We start from the raw sequence: 16187 nt of genomic DNA, 5'->3' as shown, positions 1-16187 counted from the left end.
CTTCAAGATGCTCAAGCTGCACGCCAACATGCACGGCTATCGCCCGGACCGGGCGCTGGACTGGTTGCGTCCGGCGATGAAGGTCTGCGCCAAGTACAACATTGTTGTGCTGATCCACACCGGCGACGGCCCGTACACGATTCCGACGATGTTCTACCCGATCATCCGCGAGTTCCCGATGGTCAATTTCATCATCGGTCACTTTGGTATCCAGACCGGCGGCAACTACTCGTTCGAGGCGTTCTGGATGGCGATGGACACGCCAAACGTGTACTGCGAATCGGGCTGGTGCTTTCAGTCGCGGATCGTCGAGTTCGCCAAGGAACTGCCGCGCAACAAGATCGTGTTCGGCACCGACTCGCCGCCGAACGAACCGGGCATGTGGCTGCGCGAACTGGAGGTGTTGTGCTCGCCGGCGCCGCAGGGGTTGGGGATTGATGAGGACCATCTCGAAGACTACCTGGGCAACAACATCGCCCGGTTGTGCGGGATCGAACCGACGCCACCGCCGAAGGATCTGGTCGAGGCCGACATACGCCTGACCACCACTTACCTCTAGTTAACGCAGAGCCCTGGGACACAAGGGAACCCTGTGGTGAGGGGATTCATCCCCTCACCACAAAGGCCCTCACCACTAGGGATCTCCAGTGTTTCATGTGGGCAACACAGCGACTTTACAGGCACGAAGATGACCCGGCGTTCCTTCGACCGGCAGGCCAACGGCTGCTCGATCGAACGCCTTCTCACCCCTGCGTGCCTGCTTTTTAAGAGGTGCAACCATGACCCGTTCGACGCTCGGCGATTCCCAGGACTTTCACGTGTTCATCGACGCCTATCGCCGTGAATACCCGGACGATGTGCTGACCATCACCCAAGCCGTTTCTGCCGATCAGGACGTCACCGCCCTGGTCGACGCCCTCGCTGCACAAGGCCGCGATCCGCTGCTGATCTGCGAAAACGTCGGCCACCTCGGGGTGCCGGTGGCGACCAATGTGTTCGCCTCCCGTACCCGCATTGCCCGGCTGTTCGGCGTCACCCCGGCGCAATTGCACGAAACCTTCCAGCGCCGCGCCAATCAGTCCATCGCCCCGCGCTATGTGGAAAGCGGCCCGATCCTCGATGAAATCTTCGAAGGCGAAGCGCTGGACCTGGCGCTGCTGCCGATGCTCAAGCACTTCGACAGCGATCGCGGCCCATACATCACCAACGCGATCATCATCGCCGAAGACCCGCTGACCGGCATCGCCAACATGAGCTACCACCGCTCGATGCGCCATGCCCGGCAAGCGCTCGCCACCAGCCTGCACTCTCGCGGGCACCTGTGGCGGATGCTGCAAACTGCCCGTGAGCGCGGCGAAGAATTGCGCGTGGCGATGGTGGTCGGTGCGCATCCGCTGTTCATGCTCGCCGCCGCTGCGCGTTTACCCTATGGCAGCGATGAGCGCGCCGTGGCTGGCGGTTTGTTCGGCGCGCCACTGGAGCTGGTGAAAACCCCGCGCTACGGCATCGGCGTGCCGGCTTACGCCGAGTTCGTTCTGGAAGGCGCCATCGACCCGGCGGCCTACGCCGAGGAAGGCCCGTTCGGTGAGTTCAGCGGTTACTCCTCGGATCGCTCGACCAACAACGTGTTGCGCGTCGACACCCTGCTAAAGCGTAAAGACGCCTGGCTGGTGGACGTCATGGGCGGACGCTACGCCGAACACCTGACCCTCGCCCGCCTGCCGCGCGAGGCAGAAATGAGCGAGAAACTGAAAGCCCGTTTCCCCGCCGTCACTGCCGTGCATTACCCGAACTCCGGCACCCACTTTCACTGCTATGTGGCGCTGGATCAGAGCCGTGACGGCGAGGCGCGGCAGATCATGCTCGCGCTGCTTGGCTGGGATCCGTACCTGAAAACCGTGATTGCGGTGGACAGCGATATCGACATCAGCGACGACAGCCAGGTGCTGTGGGCACTGGCCACGCATTTCCAGCCGCACCTGGACATGTTCATGATCGACGGTCTGCCCGGCAGTCCCCTCGATCCATCCTCTTCAGTCAATGGCACCACCTCACGCATGGGGCTGGATGCCACCCGCGGTTCAGGCTTTGACGGGATCAAGGCGCAACTCGATCAGGATGTGCTCGAACGTGCGCGGCAACTGCTCAAAGGCATGCCAGCGTGAACCGCCAGCGGATGGTGGTCGGCATCAGCGGCGCGTCCGGCTTCATCTACGGCGTGCGCCTGCTGCAATTGCTCGGCGAACTGGACATCGAAAGCCACCTGATCATCAGCCGCGCCGCGCTGCTGACCATGGCCCATGAAACCGACTACAAGCTGGCCGACGTCACGGCGCTCGCCAGCCATTACCACCGCGCCGATGACGTCGCTGCCGGGATTGCCAGTGGCTCGTTCCGTTGCCTGGGCATGGTCGTCGCGCCGTGTTCGATGCGCACGCTGGCGGAGATTGCCACCGGCACGTCATCGGGGCTGATCGGCCGCGCCGCCGACGTCACCCTCAAGGAACGTCGCACGCTGGTGCTGATGGCCCGCGAAACGCCACTGACCCTCGCCCACCTGCGCAACATGACCGCCGTCACCGAGATGGGCGGGATCATCGCCCCGCCGGTGCCGGCGTTCTACGCCCGCCCGGAGAACCTGGCACAAATGGTCGACCACAGCCTCGGTCGCGTACTCGACCTGTTCGGTCTCGATGCCGGCGTCGCACAACGATGGCGAGAACACCAAGCATCCTGTGGGAGCGAGCTTGCTCGCGAAAGCGGTGGAACAGTCGCCATCACTGCTGAATGACACACCGCATTCGCGAGCAAGCTCGCTCCCACAATGAAGCAGCATCACCCGAATTCATCGTGCACCGGTCAATCAGTACAAAGGAGCCTCACCATGAACACTCCCTTCAACGCCCCAACCCCGAACACCAAAATCCCCGTGACCATCCTCACCGGTTTCCTCGGTGCCGGGAAAACCACCCTGCTCAACTACATCCTCAAGGAAAACCATGGGCGCAAGATCGCCGTGATCGAAAACGAGTTCGGCGAGGTCGGCATCGACGGCGATCTGGTGCTCAGCTCGGAAACCGAAGAAATCTACGAGATGGTCAACGGCTGCGTATGCTGCACCGCCGAGGTCCGCGAGGACCTGGTGCGCATCGTCCGCGAACTGGTGGCGCGCCCGGTGCGTCTCGATCACATCCTGATCGAGACCAGCGGTCTGGCCGATCCGTACCCGGTGGCGCAGAGCTTTTTCATCAATGATCCGATCGCCGAGGAAGTCGAACTCGACGCGATCGTGACCATGGTCGATGCCAGGCACATTGCCCAGCACCTGGAAGATCTGCAACTCGATGGCGTCGAAAATCAGGCTGTAGACCAGATCGTCTGTGCCGACCGGATCATCATCAACAAGGTCGATCTGGTCAGCAGCGACGAGGTGGAAATCCTGCGTGGCAAGATCCGTGGCTTGAACGCCACGGCTGATCTGGTGACCTCGACCCACGCGCAAATCGACCTGACGAAAATCCTCGGCATCGGGGCCTTCGAGTGCACGCAAAAGCTGATGGAAATTGGCGCGCAACAACACGATCACGCTCACCACGAACACGACCATCACGCCGAAGAACCTGATCACCAGCATGATCCGAGCGTGTCATCGGTGGGCATCGCTGTGGACGGCGCGGTCAATCTGATGGCGTTCCACCGCTGGATCAGCGAGTTGCGCGCCTCCCAGGCCGACAACCTCTATCGCATGAAAGGCGTGCTCGCCGTGGCCAATGAAGACCAGCGCTACGTGCTGCAAGGCGTGCACAGCCTGGTGGAGTTCCGCGCCTCGACTGCGTGGGGCACGGAGCCCCGTTCGAGCAAGATCGTGTTCATCGGCCGCGACCTGGACCGCGCGGCGCTGAACCAGGGCTTCGCCGCCTGCCTGGCAGGCTGAAACACGGCACTGGAGCCGGTGGATGGCGGCTTCGCAGCACGAATGAATGAACGAATGACTGATGCCACAACAGAAGGAACAACACAGAACCTGTGGGAGCTGGCTTGCCAGCGATAGCGGATCGTCAGTTGATGAATAGGGTGACTGATCAACCGCCATCGCTGGCAAGCCAGCTCCCACAGGGTTCCACTGTGTTCTTGAGCTGATCGGCATCAGACGAATACCCCTCTCTACCGCATAAAAACAGCCAGAGGTGTTTCCCCATGTCGTCAGCCACATCCCCAGCGCAAACCGCATCCACCGTGCACCCCGTCGACCGCATTTTGCCGGTGCGACAGATGCTCACCCTCGGCCTGCAACACATGGCCGTCTCGTACATCGGCGCCATCGCCGTGCCGTTGATTGTCGCCAGCGCCCTGAAAATGTCCCACGCCGACACGGTGGTGTTGATCAGCACCACGCTGTTCTGCTCAGGCATCGCCACCCTGTTGCAGACCGTCGGTTTCTGGAAATTCGGCGTGCGTTTGCCAATCCTGCAAGGCGTAGCGTTCAGCAGCGTCGGCCCGGTGATCGCCATCGGCAGCAACCCCGAGGTGGGCTTCGCCGGAGTCTGCGGCGCGGTGATCGGCGCCGGGATTTTCACGATGTTGATGGCGCCGTTCGTAGGCCGATTGCGCCGGCTCTTCCCGCCGGTGGTGACCGGCTGCATCGTCACGGTCATCGGCTTGCAGCTGTTCCCGATTGCCTATGAGTGGGTCGGTGGCGGGCGCAACGCGAGCAACTTCGGTGCGCCGGCGTTTCTCGGCGTAGCGGTGGTGGTGCTGCTGACCATCCTGCTGGTCAACCGCTACGGCAGCCCGTTGCTGCGCAACATGGCGGTGTTGATCGGCATGCTGATCGGCGCCGGTCTGGCCTACGGTCTGGGCATGGGCAGTTTCCACAGCGTCGAAGAAGCGCCGTGGCTGACCGTGCCCTATCCGTTCTACTTCGGGTTGCCGACCTTCAGCCTGATTCCCATCGCGACCATGGTGGTGGTGATGATCGTGCAGATGGTCGAGTCAATGGGGCTGTTCGTGGCCATCGGTGACATCGTCGAGAAACCGGTGGAAGACAAACAGGTGATCAACGGCCTGCGCGCCAACGGTCTGGCCAGCACCATCGCCGGGATGTTCGCCGCGTTTCCCTTTATCGCCTTCATGGAAAACGTCGGCCTGGTGATCCTCACCGGTGTGCGCAGCCGTTGGGTGGTCGCGGTCAGCGGCTTGCTGATGTGCTCGATCGCGCTGGTGCCGAAGGCCGGCGCAATCATCGCCTCGATGCCGACCGCCGCCCTCGGTGGTGCGGGCATTGCCATGTTCGGCGTGGTTGCCGCAGCGGGCATTCAGACCCTGGCCAAAGTCGACTACGAGCGCAATCGCTACAACGTGCTGATCGTCGGTTTCACCATCGCCGCCGCGCTGGTGCCGGTGCTCGCGCCGACCCTGTTCAAACAATTACCCGAGTGGTCGCAGCCGTTCCTGCACAGCAGCGTGGTCATCGCCTGCCTGGTGTCGGTGCTGCTCAACGCTGCACTCAATGGCGTCAGCGTGCCGGAAACCACCGCCAGCAAATCCGCCTCGCACATTCTTTGACTGGAGCCTGCCCATGACTCATCTGCAAAACATCCTGATCAAACACCCCGTCGCGGTGATGACCGGCCTGCGCGGCCCGCGTGCCCGGGCCGGCGCCGTCGACATCCGTGTGGTCAACGGCCGCATCGCTGAAATGGCCGCGAACCTCGAGCCACAACCCGGCGAACGGGTGATCGACGCGCGTAACTGCGTGGTCTATCCGGGCTGGATCAACACCCACCATCACCTGTTTCAGAACCTGCTCAAAGCCGTACCCGCAGGCTTGAACCAGGATCTGCAAGGCTGGCTGGCCAGTGTGCCCTACCCGCGTTTGAACCGTTTCACTCCGCAACTGGCGCAGATCGCCGCGCGCCTGGGCATGGTCGAGTTGTTGCTGTCCGGCGTCACCACTTGCGCCGATCACCACTACCTCTACCACGCCCACGGCAGCACCGAGACCGGGGATCTCCTGTTCGATCTGGCGGAGGAGTTCGGCCTGCGCTTTGTGCTGTGCCGTGGCGGCGCACTGGAATCGGCCAGCGCGCATCCAGGCTTCTCGAAAACCGCGCTGCAACCGGAAAGCCTTGAGCAAATGGTCGGCGACATCGAACGGCTGAAAGCGCGGTATCACCAGGACACACCGGATGCGTTGCGCCGGGTCGTGGTGGCGCCGACCACGCCGACGTTCTCATTGCCGCCAACGCTGTTGCGCGAACTGGCGCACACCGCCCGGGGTCTTGGTCTGCGCCTGCACACGCATCTGTCGGAAACGCAGAATTACGTGAATTTCTGCCGCGAGAAATACAACTGCCTACCGGTGGAATTCGTCGCCGAACACGAATGGCTCGGCCCGGATGTGTGGTTCGCCCACGCCGTGCACCTGCAACCGGGTGAGATCCGCATGCTCGCCCAGACCGGCACCGGCATCTCCCACTGTCCGGTGAGCAATGCGCGGCTGGGCAGCGGCGTGGCGCCGGTGCCGCAGATGTACGAGGCCGGCGTGCCGATCTCACTGGGTGTCGACGGCGTGGCGTCCAATGAATCCGGTAGCATGGTCGGTGAAACGAACACGGCATGGCTGATTCACCGGGCACAACAAGGCGCTTCGGCCACCACGGCCGAAGACGTCATTCACTGGGGCACGGCGGGAGGTGCACAGGTGCTGGGACTTGGCGCGGTCGGCACGCTGCAAGTCGGGCAAGCGGCAGACCTGGTGATTTACAGCCTCGATCATCCACGGTTCTTCGGCTTCCACGACAGCGCTGTTGCACCGGTCGTGGCGGGCGAGCCGATCACCGTCAAATACAGCCTGGTCAGCGGCCGTGTGGTCGTGGATAACGGCGTGATCCCGGGCCTGGATATCGAGCGCATGCGTGCCGAGGCGTGGGAAGGTGTGCAGCAGTTGATGAACGTTGACGACTGATTAATACCCACCCCCTGTAGGAGTGAGCCTGCTCGCGATAGCGGAGTATCAGTGAAGTAAATCTCAGCTGACACACCGCTATCGCGAGCAGGCTCACTCCTACAGGAGATCGCAGTGCATTCGCGACTTCAGGGTTTGTCATCTAGAGTTACTACCTCATCGGATAGAGCCCCTGCCCGCAACACCGGGCTCTTTTTCAAGGAGAGACTGATGACGTCGCGTCGCAACATCGAACAGACCTACCGCACCTGGTCCAGCCCGATCCTGCTGGAGCTGAAAAAGCGTGAGCACCAAATGGCGCCAATCGAGCGCCAGGCCCTTGAAAATGTATTGGTGGAAAGAAGGTTGCTGGACGTTGGCAACCCGGACGGTATTGAACGTCGCCGAAACAGCGGTGACTGACAGATCGCTATCGCGAGCAAGTTCGCGATAGCGTCACCCCTCGACTGGGCTCAGCGGAGCAAGCCGGCGTTCTTCAGCAGTTCGTGCAAGCCTTTCGGCACCAACGGCGCGTGCTCGCTGAAGGGCGCGCCGTCACTTTCGTGGCCATTGACCTGCTCACAAGCGTATACGCCCGGATCGATAAACGACGCGTCGTATACCTGAACAATCTTGTGGCCTGGTTTGCCGTTGTAGACGAACAGGTTTTGCGCGGCACACCTGTGGACGTCACTTGAAGGAGATCGCCTCAGACCGGCGAAATCGTCGCGAGCAGGCCGATCAGAATGGTCAGTGTCAGGAATCCACCCAGAAAAAACGCCATCTTGTTCATGTTGCTCTCCTCAATGCTGAGCTTGCGGTGCACTGGGCGCTTCGGGATGAAGAACTGCCGCGAGTGACCGAACTGCCGGGGCATTTTGAGCGTATGACTGCGCCGGTTACAGAGGCAGATCCAGTGAAAAAATACGGATCAGATGCTCATCTGATCTGCTTGGGCCATGGGCGGATATTCAGATTGCGGCACGAGGGTTCAATTTCGGCGTGGTTGATCTAGAGTCATTGCCGTCGCAAGAACAAAAAGAAAAACTCTGGAGTGAAGATGACCGACCTGAACCTGCAACCCAATGTCGCCGTATCGCTGGGCAAATGGCACGAAATGATCCGCACCGGCAACCTCAGCGCCCTGCCCGGTTTGCTCGATCCGCAAGCCGTGTTCCGCTCGCCGATGGCCCACACGCCCTACCCCGGCGCGCCGGTGGTGTCGATGATCCTCAACACCGTCTTCGAGGTGTTTGAGGATTTCCACTATCACCGGGAACTGGCGACTGCCGATGGCTTGAATGTGATTCTGGAGTTCAGTGCGAAAGTCGGGACGAAAGAACTGAAAGGCATCGACATGATTCGCTTTGACGAAAGCGGCAAGATTGTCGAGTTTGAAGTGATGGTACGGCCCCTGAGCGGATTACAGGCCTTGGGCGAAGAGATGGGACGGCGCCTGGGTGTCTATCTGGCCAAGGCCAAATCCTGAGCACCTTAAAGACCGGGTGGGAGCAGCCTCGTTTCACTCGACAGCACCTGCAAAACACTTAGCCACAAAAAAGCCCACTGACCGTCGCCGGTTCAGTGGGCTTTGTGTGTCAGGCGTCTGGTTACAGCGCCATGTCACGTGCAGCGTTTTCCTTCGGAGCCTTGGCCTTGTCAGCCGCAGCATCGACTGCCGGAGCAGCGACCTGACCGATCACCGGAGGCGTCGGCAGTTCGAGGATCTTGGCAGTGTAAGCCCACTCTGCAGCCACTTTGGCTGGATCGCTGTTCAGCTGGGTACCGTAGCTTGGAACGATCTGGTGCAGCTTGGTTTGCCACTCAGGGGTCGCGACTTTGTCCTTGAAGACTTTCTGCAGCACGCTCAGCATGATCGGTGCAGCGGTCGACGCGCCTGGCGATGCGCCCAGCAGACCAGCGATGGTGCCGTCTTGTGCAGCAACGATTTCGGTGCCCAGTTTCAGCACGCCGCCCGCGGCTTCATCACGCTTGATGATTTGCACGCGCTGGCCGGCTTGCCACAGGCGCCAGTCTTCGGCTTTGGCGTTCGGGAAGTATTCCTTCAGCGCGTTCAGACGGTCTTCATCCGACAGCATCAGTTGGCCAGCAAGGTACTCGACCAGCGGGTATTCCTTGATGCCGACCTTGGTCATAGGCCAGATGTTGTGGGTGGTGGTGCTGGTCAGCAGGTCCAGGTACGAGCCTTCTTTGAGGAACTTGGTGCTGAAGGTCGCGAATGGGCCAAACAGGATGACACGCTTGCCGTCCAGGACACGGGTGTCCAGGTGCGGAACGGACATCGGTGGTGCGCCAACCGACGCTTTACCGTAGGCCTTGGCCAGGTGCTGTTCAGCGATGGCCGGGTTATCGGTCACCAGGAACGAACCACCAACCGGGAAGCCTGCGTATTCCTTGGCTTCAGGAATGCCCGACTTCTGCAGCAGGTGCAGCGCGCCGCCGCCAGCGCCGATGAACACGAACTTGGCGTCGGTTTCGGTTTTGCTGCCGTCTTTCAGGTTTTTGTAGCTGACGCGCCAAGTGCCATCGGCATTCTTGGTGATGTCCTGGACTTCGCTCGACAGTTTCAGGTCGAAGTTAGGCTTGGTCTGCAGGTAAGCGGCGAACTGGCGGGTGATTTCGCCGAAGTTCATGTCGGTACCCAGCGGGCTCCAGGTGGCCGCGATTTTCTGGTTCGGGTCACGCCCTTCCATCATCAGCGGAACCCACTTCTTGATCACAGCCGGGTCTTCGGAGTACTGCATACCAGCAAACAGCGGGCTCGCCTGCAGGGCTTCGTAGCGCTTTTTCAGGAACTTGATGTTGTCATCACCCCACACGAAGCTCATGTGCGGCGTGGTGTTGATGAACGAGCGAGGGTTCTTCAGAACGCCTTGCTGAACCTGCCAGGCCCAGAACTGACGGGAGACCTGGAACGCTTCGTTGATCTCGACAGCTTTCGGGATCGTGACGTTGCCTTTGTCGTCTTCCGGGGTGTAGTTCAGCTCGGCGAGCGCCGAGTGACCGGTACCGGCGTTGTTCCAGCCGTTGGAGCTTTCCAGGGCGACGCCGTCGAGGCGCTCGACCATTTCCATCGACCAGCTCGGCTCCAGCTCATTGATCCACACACCCAGGGTGGTGCTCATGATGCCGCCGCCAATCAGCAGTACATCGACTTTCTTCGGGTCTTGAGCATTGGCGGAAGACATCCCCATCGCCAAAGCCAGCCCCAGCAGGGCTGTGTTCACTTTTTTAAACATCTGTTGCACCTATGATAAAACGCCTTCCGCCCGCCGCTGTTATCAGTATGCGATCCGCTTTGATGACGCTCAGGCTCGCGTCGCAGATTCCGGCACACTTCAATTTTGACGGGTGGGCACACAAGGCCGACATGCTGCATCGACCTCAGTTAATGTCCCTTCTGAACTGACTTCTTATCATTATTGGCTCAGCTACTTGAGCGACAGGGATTCCGTCAGCCCGCCCGAAGGCAAGCAAACTGAATAAGGTCAAACCAAGTTGGCGCGAAGAATATCACGTCAGGGCAAACCCGCGCGTCTGTTCCCGACTTGATGGTCTTTTTCCGCTGTGGGAATTATCGGCCGGCAAACGCTGAACATGAACCCGACGCTGGCTCTGGCTGAAGCCTTCAAACGATCCACGGGGTCGATATTCACACGACAAAACCCCGTGGGAGCGGGCTTGACCGCTAAGGGGCCCATTCCGGCAGCGCAGGCTGAGTTGACTCACGGCAGCCTTACAGACGAAACCGATCCACCGACTGCGCCAACTGTCCCGCCAGGCTCGACAATTCATCGGTGGTATTCGCCGTCTGCCCGATCACCCGGCTATTGCCCTCGGACATCCCCGCAATCATCTCCACCTGATGAGCGATTTCATTGCTCGCCTGGCTCTGTTCGCCAATGGTGCGGGTGATGTCGTTGACCAGTTGTGTCGTGCTCAGCGTGGCCTGCAGAATTTCCCGAATCGCCCGTTCGACGTCCGCCGTCACTGCCATGCCCTTGTCGACCTGCGCCACACCGGCCTCCATGCTGCTGACCGCCTCGCGGGTGCTGTGCTGGATGCGCGCGACCATCGCGGCAATTTCCTGGGTCGAGGCGCTGGTTCGCGCCGCCAGACTGCGCACTTCATCCGCCACAACCGCGAAGCCCCGGCCCTGTTCACCGGCCCGGGCTGCCTCGATCGCGGCATTGAGCGCCAGCAGGTTGGTCTGATCGGCAATGCCTTTGATCACCTGAATAATGTTGAAGATGCCTTCGGATTCCTGATCCAGCGTACGAATTACCTGCGCCGACTGTTGCGCCGAGCGGGCAATGTCGTCCATGTCGCTGACCACTTGATGGATGACCTGCCCGCCATTCTTTGCCAGTGATTCAGCCTGATTGGCCATGCTCAGGGCGCGTTCGGCATGGCGGGTGATTTCCTCGATGCTCGCGGTCATCTGGCTGGCAGCCGCGGCCATGGTGCCGGCGGCGACGCTTTGTTGCTGGCTGCTGTCGGCGACCTGATGGCAACCGTGGCTCAGTTGTTCGCTCATGCCGCTGACGCCGTGGGCGTTGCGTCGCACCACGTCGATCATGTTGCGCAAATCGCGCTGCATGGTCGCCAGTGTGCGGATCAGCGCACTGGCTTCATCCTTGCCGGTCGGTTCGATGATCGGCTCGCCGAGGTTGCCATGGGCGATGCTTTCGGCAATGTGACTGGCGGACTTCAGCGGGCCCATGATACTCAGGATGACCCAGCGCCCTTGCGCCAACAGCAGTAACAGGCTGGCGATCAGCACCACGCCGAGCGCGATGTTGGCATTGCGGATCGCCGCTTCAGTCGCCGCACTGGTCTGCTGCGTGTTGGATTCGATCAATTCACTCAACGCAGCCATCTGCTCTTCCAGCTGGCTGAAGGCGGTGTTGAAGGTGCCCAGTTCCTGCTGCGCGGCGTCCGGGTTGTCCAACGCCAGCCCGACGATGCGCTCACCAGCATTGATGTAGGTATCGAGATTCGGCTTGATCTGTTCCAGCGCCGTGCGCAGCGTCGGGTTGATAGGCAACTTGAGGTTGTCATCGAGCACTTCCCGGAAGTGCCCGGCATGCTCATTGATCGAGTCACGCACCTCGGTCGCTGTACTGGTGCTCTTGCCCAACCCGACCAACATCGCCGAGTAGACATCGGCGCGCAGGGCGTCGTGCATCATGTCGGCTTCCATGTGGTTGCGCAGTGCGCTCATGCTCACCGCATTGTCGCTGACCGCCGAAGCCATTCGCACGTTGCCGACATAACTGACCAGACTCACGATCAACGCCGTCAGCAGGCTGGTAACAATCAGCAACACTAAACGCAGTTTGATCGACACCGTAATGTTCTCCCCCTTCGCCACGCCCGCAAGCGCCTGTCAGATCTTCAGTTAAGCCTATTTACGCGGGTCTGCCGTGCCAGAACGTGACAGCAGGTGTCTGCGCGCGGGGGAAGCGCGGTAAAACTTTCGGATTGCGCGGCAAGTCTCACTTTGCACACCTTCATCGCGGGTTAATACCGCCGGGCTATTGAGTCCGGCGTTCAAAACACTCAGGCAGCAAAAGGAAACGCTAATGAAACGCGCACTGTGGATGGGATTGCTAGGCACCTTCGCCATTGGTACGGCTCAGGCAGCCACCGAAAAAGTCGCCATCAATCTGGTCAGTGCCAATGGCGCGCCGCAGGTCATCGGCTCGATTACGGTCAGTGAGACGCCGTATGGCCTGTTGTTCACCCCGGACCTGAAATCCCTGCCGGCCGGCGTACATGGCTTCCATGTCCATGAAAACGGCAGTTGCGAAGCCGGCATGAAGGATGGCGTGAAAGGCGCCGCACTGGCCGCCGGAGGGCACTTCGACCCGCAGAAAACCGGCAAACACCTCGGCCCTTATGCCGATGGCCATCTGGGTGACTTGCCGGCGGTTTACGTGACCGTCGACGGCATGGCCAGCTATCCGGTGCTGGCACCGCGCCTGAAGACAATCTCCCAGATCAAGGGTCACGCGCTGATGATCCACGCCGGCGGCGACAATCACTCCGACCAGCCGAAACCTTTGGGCGGTGGCGGCGACCGCATGGCCTGCGGGGTGATCTGAGCGCGCTTGAACCCGGGCAACCCTTAACGGCGTTGCCCAAGTCTTTTTTACATTCACACAGACTTTAGCGCCCTACGGAACTCCGCCCCACCGCGCCCCTCTCACACTATGCAGTATTTCCTTTTTGCTTCGCGCTTGTGGAGGAACACCGTCATGCGCAAGTTAGTGCTCGTTTCTTCTTTACTCTTATGCCTGCCGGTCGGTTCGGCGCTGGCCCGCGTCGATGCGGGTGATGTTGCCACCTCGGCGGGTGTCTCCGCGTCGCTGTACTCGACCTTCAAGGATCACAAGATGGTGATCCCGGCCCGTGACGACTTGTCTGCATTTGTCGCCAGCGGCGGGGCCATCCGTGGGGTTTATCTTGAGTCGGTCTTGCAACAGGTGCGTCACGACAACCCCGGTCTCAACGCCAGCGATGAAGACCTCGCCAATGCGATTCTGGTGCATTACGAAGGTCTGAATCAGTAGCCGTCAGGGATGACGCGGCCGATGGATGGCCGCTGACGGCGCATAGGCAAAACTGTCCGACGGCCTCTATGATGGAGGCCATGACGACTTCTGTGCCCCTGCGCTCACCCTGCCCGCCCGGCGCCTGCAATTGCGGGCGCGATCCGTTGCTGGAAACGCCCGGCGCGGATGTGCGCATCCTGCGCCTGACCCGCGAGGAAGAAAAACGCCTGTTGGCGCGTCTGGAAAGGCTCAAGGATCTTGCCGATCTGCGGCACCTGCAACAGCGCATGTTCGAGCAACTGGGGATTCGCGTCGATGTCGCGCCCGGTTTCAACGAAGTGCGCACCATGCGCGGTATCGCCATTCAAATCCATGAGTTGCCGGGACTCTGTCGCAAGACACGTGCGGCGATCCCGGCAGCGATTCGTCGCGGCCTGGAAAATCATCCGCAAATCGCCTTCGAACTGCTCAACGCCCACGACTTGCTGCGTGATACCTGATCACGGGTGCATGCCGACCCGTTTGCGCATCTGTACGGTGATGCTCTGACGGGTTTTCTTCATGTCTGCCCAAGGTTCGTCGCCGACCTCAGCCAGGCGCTCGTGAACATTGTGGATGTTCCACTGGTTGCCGCCCTTGATCTCGGCGACCTCCTCACGAAACAGCGGCACCGACACCGGCAAGCCCTCACGGGTACGCGCCGCGTAGGCGCAAACGGTGGTGGCCCCCAGACCGTTGCGCAGGTAGTCGATGAAGATCCGTCCGACGCGGTTTTTCGGCCCTGACACCGCCGAAAAACGATCCGGCAACAGCTTGGCGATGTGGCTGACGATCGCGTGGCTGAAGTCCTTGACCTCGTCCCAGCCGAGCTTACGGGTCAGCGGTACGACCAGATGGATACCCTTGCCGCCACTGGTTTTCAGAAAGGCCTTGAGGCCCAGCTCATCGAGCACTGTTAGCGTCAGCGCAGTGGCTTCGACCATGCTTTTCCACGGCAGCGCCGGGTCTGGGTCGAGGTCGAGGACGAAGCGATCGGGCTTGTCCAGATCGACTGTGGTGGCATTCCAGGTGTGCAGTTCGACCGTGCTCATCTGCACCGCGCCGATCAACGCTTCAGCATTGTTGATCAACATCACGGGCTGACCGGTGACATCCTTGTCCAGCGTTGTGATGCCAGGAATCGCCAGCCGCTCGGCATTTTTCTGGAAGAACAGTTCGCCGGCGATACCATCCGGAGCACGCACCAACGCCACCGGGCGATCCTTGAGTTGCGGCAGAATCCATTCGGCGACGCTGGCGTAGTACTCGGCCAGTTGCATCTTGGTGGTGCCGCTGACGGCGTCGATCACCCGGTCCGGGTGAGTGATGCGCACCTTGCCATTGGCCAGGTCCCGTTGTGACGGCACGGTTTGCGCCTTGCTCGCAGCGGATTTTGTTGCCGGTTTTTTTGCGCCTGCTTTGCTGGTGGAAGGCTTGCTGGCGGAAGGCTTGCCGGCGGAAGCCTTGCTGTCGGAGGCCTTGGTTCTGGATGTCTTCAAGGGCGTCGCTCGCTCTTCGGTAATGTCCTTGGCCGGCTTGTCATCGCGCAAGCCATGGAACACTGCGTGGCGCACCGAACCGTCCTGGGTCATTTCGGCGAACGCGACTTCGGCGAGCAATTTCGGTTTCAACCAATGCACGCCCTTGGCTTCGAAACCGCTCGGTGGATTGACCACGGCGGCTTTCTTCACCTGCAAGGGTTTGAGCTGGCCCAGGAGGGTTTTCAACGTGGTCTCGTTGAAACCGGTGCCGACCTTGCCGGCATAGCGCAGTTCACCCCTGTCGCGGTCATGCAGGCCCAGCAACAAGGCGCCGAAAGCACTGCGCGAGCCTTTCGGATCGGTGTAGCCGACGATCACGAATTCCTGCCGGTGTTTGCATTTGAGTTTGATCCAGTCGCCGCTGCGGCGGGACACATAAGGCGAGCCGAGGCGCTTGCCGATCACGCCCTCCATCTGCATCTGGCAGGCGCTGTTGAGCAGCGCCTCCGGGGTTTCATCGAACGCCTCGGAGAACCGCAGCAACGGTTGTTCATGGGCACCGAGCACTGTGGACAGGGCCGCACGGCGCTCCTCGACCGGCACTTCGCGCAGGTCGACGCCGTTGAGATACGGCAGATCGAACAGGTAATAAAGAATGTTGCCGCTGCGTCCGCTCTCGAAGGCGTTTTGCAGCGCCTGGAAATCCGGCACGCCGTGTTCATCGGCAACGACCATTTCGCCGTCGAGCCACGCCGACTCGAGACCCAGCGCGGCCAGCGCCGCGGCTTGTTGCGCCAGTTTGTGCGTCCAGTCATGGCCATTGCGTGTGAACAGTTGCACCTGGTCACCGTCGATCCGCGCCATGATCCGGTAACCGTCGAACTTGATCTCGTAACTCCACTGGCCCTGCGGCGCACTGTCGACCAGCGTCGCCAGTTGCGGTTTGAGCGAAGCAGGCATTTTCGCCTTGTGCGCCCCGCCAAGTGTGGCGCTGGTCGGCTTGCGTGATGGGGTCTTAGTCTTTTTCGCCGTTTTGCTGGTTTCGGCCGCCAGTTTGGGTTTGCCGACAATTGTCCGCTCACTCAATACGCTGTCCGGCTCGGCGACCAGTACGTCGTAATCCTCCTGCGGGCGGGCGGCACT

At 60.9% G+C, this 16187-nt stretch carries 15 protein-coding genes and 1 pseudogene; 12 read left to right on the top strand and 4 right to left on the bottom strand.

Features of this window, described 5'->3' with window-relative positions; genetic code table 11:
• The 9 genes from DBR24_RS17850 to DBR24_RS17800 all read left to right on the top strand — a co-directional run.
• Positions 1-559 (top strand): amidohydrolase family protein (locus tag DBR24_RS17850; RefSeq protein WP_146189076.1); only part of this gene is annotated, 559 nt, incomplete at its 5' end.
• 220 nt (positions 560-779) lie between these two features.
• The gene (locus DBR24_RS17845; protein WP_128615410.1) at positions 780-2165 is read left to right on the top strand and encodes a UbiD family decarboxylase; all 1386 of its coding nucleotides are present in this window, start codon (positions 780-782) and stop codon (positions 2163-2165) included.
• Complete coding sequence (locus DBR24_RS17840) at positions 2162-2791, top strand: UbiX family flavin prenyltransferase (RefSeq protein WP_128615409.1); 630 nt, start codon at positions 2162-2164, stop codon at positions 2789-2791. Before DBR24_RS17845 ends, DBR24_RS17840 begins: the two co-directional genes overlap by 4 nt.
• A gap of 93 nt (positions 2792-2884) precedes the next feature.
• On the top strand, positions 2885-3934 hold the full coding sequence (locus DBR24_RS17835; protein ID WP_128615408.1) for a GTP-binding protein: 1050 nt from the start codon (positions 2885-2887) through the stop codon (positions 3932-3934).
• Between the two features lie 263 nt (positions 3935-4197).
• On the top strand, positions 4198-5565 hold the full coding sequence (locus DBR24_RS17830) for a nucleobase:cation symporter-2 family protein (protein ID WP_128615407.1): 1368 nt from the start codon (positions 4198-4200) through the stop codon (positions 5563-5565).
• Positions 5566-5578: 13 nt separating this feature from the next.
• Complete coding sequence (locus DBR24_RS17825; RefSeq protein WP_128615406.1) at positions 5579-6967, top strand: amidohydrolase family protein; 1389 nt, start codon at positions 5579-5581, stop codon at positions 6965-6967.
• A gap of 210 nt (positions 6968-7177) precedes the next feature.
• Positions 7178-7369 carry a hypothetical protein gene (locus DBR24_RS17815; RefSeq protein ID WP_128615405.1) on the top strand — a complete coding sequence of 64 codons (192 nt, stop codon included), beginning with the start codon at positions 7178-7180 and terminating at the stop codon, positions 7367-7369.
• Positions 7370-7640: 271 nt separating this feature from the next.
• A complete protein-coding gene (locus DBR24_RS30940; RefSeq protein WP_158277042.1) occupies positions 7641-7961 on the top strand; it encodes a hypothetical protein in 321 nt (106 codons plus the stop codon).
• Positions 7962-8006: 45 nt separating this feature from the next.
• Positions 8007-8435: a nuclear transport factor 2 family protein gene (locus DBR24_RS17800; RefSeq protein WP_123467650.1), complete on the top strand. Its 429-nt coding sequence runs from the start codon at positions 8007-8009 to the stop codon at positions 8433-8435.
• Between the two features lie 121 nt (positions 8436-8556).
• Here DBR24_RS17800 and mqo read toward each other — a convergent pair whose 3' ends face one another.
• From mqo to DBR24_RS34855, 3 genes and pseudogenes are all read right to left on the bottom strand, one after another.
• A complete protein-coding gene (mqo, locus tag DBR24_RS17795; protein ID WP_128615404.1) occupies positions 8557-10206 on the bottom strand; it encodes a malate dehydrogenase (quinone) in 1650 nt (549 codons plus the stop codon).
• A 497-nt stretch (positions 10207-10703) separates the two neighbouring features.
• Positions 10704-11429: a methyl-accepting chemotaxis protein gene (locus tag DBR24_RS34860; protein ID WP_371921311.1), complete on the bottom strand. Its 726-nt coding sequence runs from the start codon at positions 11427-11429 to the stop codon at positions 10704-10706.
• A 132-nt stretch (positions 11430-11561) separates the two neighbouring features.
• Positions 11562-12317 (bottom strand): annotated as a pseudogene (locus DBR24_RS34855) (MCP four helix bundle domain-containing protein); the annotation flags it as partial.
• Between the two features lie 235 nt (positions 12318-12552).
• Between DBR24_RS34855 and sodC the strand changes: the two are divergent.
• The 3 genes from sodC (at position 12553) to DBR24_RS17775 (ending at position 14024) form a co-directional block, all read left to right on the top strand.
• Positions 12553-13074, top strand: coding sequence for a superoxide dismutase family protein (gene sodC, locus DBR24_RS17785; protein WP_128615402.1), 522 nt, complete (start codon positions 12553-12555; stop codon positions 13072-13074).
• A 153-nt stretch (positions 13075-13227) separates the two neighbouring features.
• Positions 13228-13542 carry a DUF2388 domain-containing protein gene (locus DBR24_RS17780; RefSeq protein WP_025111286.1) on the top strand — a complete coding sequence of 105 codons (315 nt, stop codon included), beginning with the start codon at positions 13228-13230 and terminating at the stop codon, positions 13540-13542.
• An 80-nt stretch (positions 13543-13622) separates the two neighbouring features.
• Positions 13623-14024, top strand: coding sequence for a hypothetical protein (locus DBR24_RS17775; RefSeq protein WP_177490608.1), 402 nt, complete (start codon positions 13623-13625; stop codon positions 14022-14024).
• Here the strand turns inward: DBR24_RS17775 and ligD are convergent.
• A partial coding sequence (gene ligD, locus DBR24_RS17770; RefSeq protein ID WP_256591600.1) for a DNA ligase D occupies positions 14025-16187 on the bottom strand: 2163 nt, incomplete at its 5' end. It abuts the gene before it with no gap.

This window comes from Pseudomonas sp. HMWF006, assembly GCF_003061205.1.
Lineage (GTDB): Bacteria > Pseudomonadota > Gammaproteobacteria > Pseudomonadales > Pseudomonadaceae > Aquipseudomonas > Aquipseudomonas monsensis.
This window is presented reverse-complemented; position numbering and strand designations above follow the sequence as displayed.

Excerpts from the sequence above, each read along its gene's own strand:
- DBR24_RS17800 (WP_123467650.1), top strand. The coding sequence starts at position 8,007 with ATGACCGACCTGAACCTGCAACCCAATGTCGCCGTATCGCTGGGCAAA.
- DBR24_RS17815 (WP_128615405.1), top strand. The coding sequence starts at position 7,178 with ATGACGTCGCGTCGCAACATCGAACAGACCTACCGCACCTGGTCCAGC.
- sodC (WP_128615402.1), top strand. The coding sequence starts at position 12,553 with ATGAAACGCGCACTGTGGATGGGATTGCTAGGCACCTTCGCCATTGGT.
- mqo (WP_128615404.1), bottom strand. The coding sequence starts at position 10,206 with ATGTTTAAAAAAGTGAACACAGCCCTGCTGGGGCTGGCTTTGGCGATG.
- DBR24_RS17775 (WP_177490608.1), top strand. The coding sequence starts at position 13,623 with ATGACGACTTCTGTGCCCCTGCGCTCACCCTGCCCGCCCGGCGCCTGC.
- DBR24_RS17835 (WP_128615408.1), top strand. The coding sequence starts at position 2,885 with ATGAACACTCCCTTCAACGCCCCAACCCCGAACACCAAAATCCCCGTG.
- DBR24_RS17780 (WP_025111286.1), top strand. The coding sequence starts at position 13,228 with ATGCGCAAGTTAGTGCTCGTTTCTTCTTTACTCTTATGCCTGCCGGTC.
- DBR24_RS17825 (WP_128615406.1), top strand. The coding sequence starts at position 5,579 with ATGACTCATCTGCAAAACATCCTGATCAAACACCCCGTCGCGGTGATG.
- DBR24_RS34860 (WP_371921311.1), bottom strand. The coding sequence starts at position 11,429 with ATGGCCGCGGCTGCCAGCCAGATGACCGCGAGCATCGAGGAAATCACC.
- DBR24_RS17830 (WP_128615407.1), top strand. The coding sequence starts at position 4,198 with ATGTCGTCAGCCACATCCCCAGCGCAAACCGCATCCACCGTGCACCCC.
- DBR24_RS17845 (WP_128615410.1), top strand. The coding sequence starts at position 780 with ATGACCCGTTCGACGCTCGGCGATTCCCAGGACTTTCACGTGTTCATC.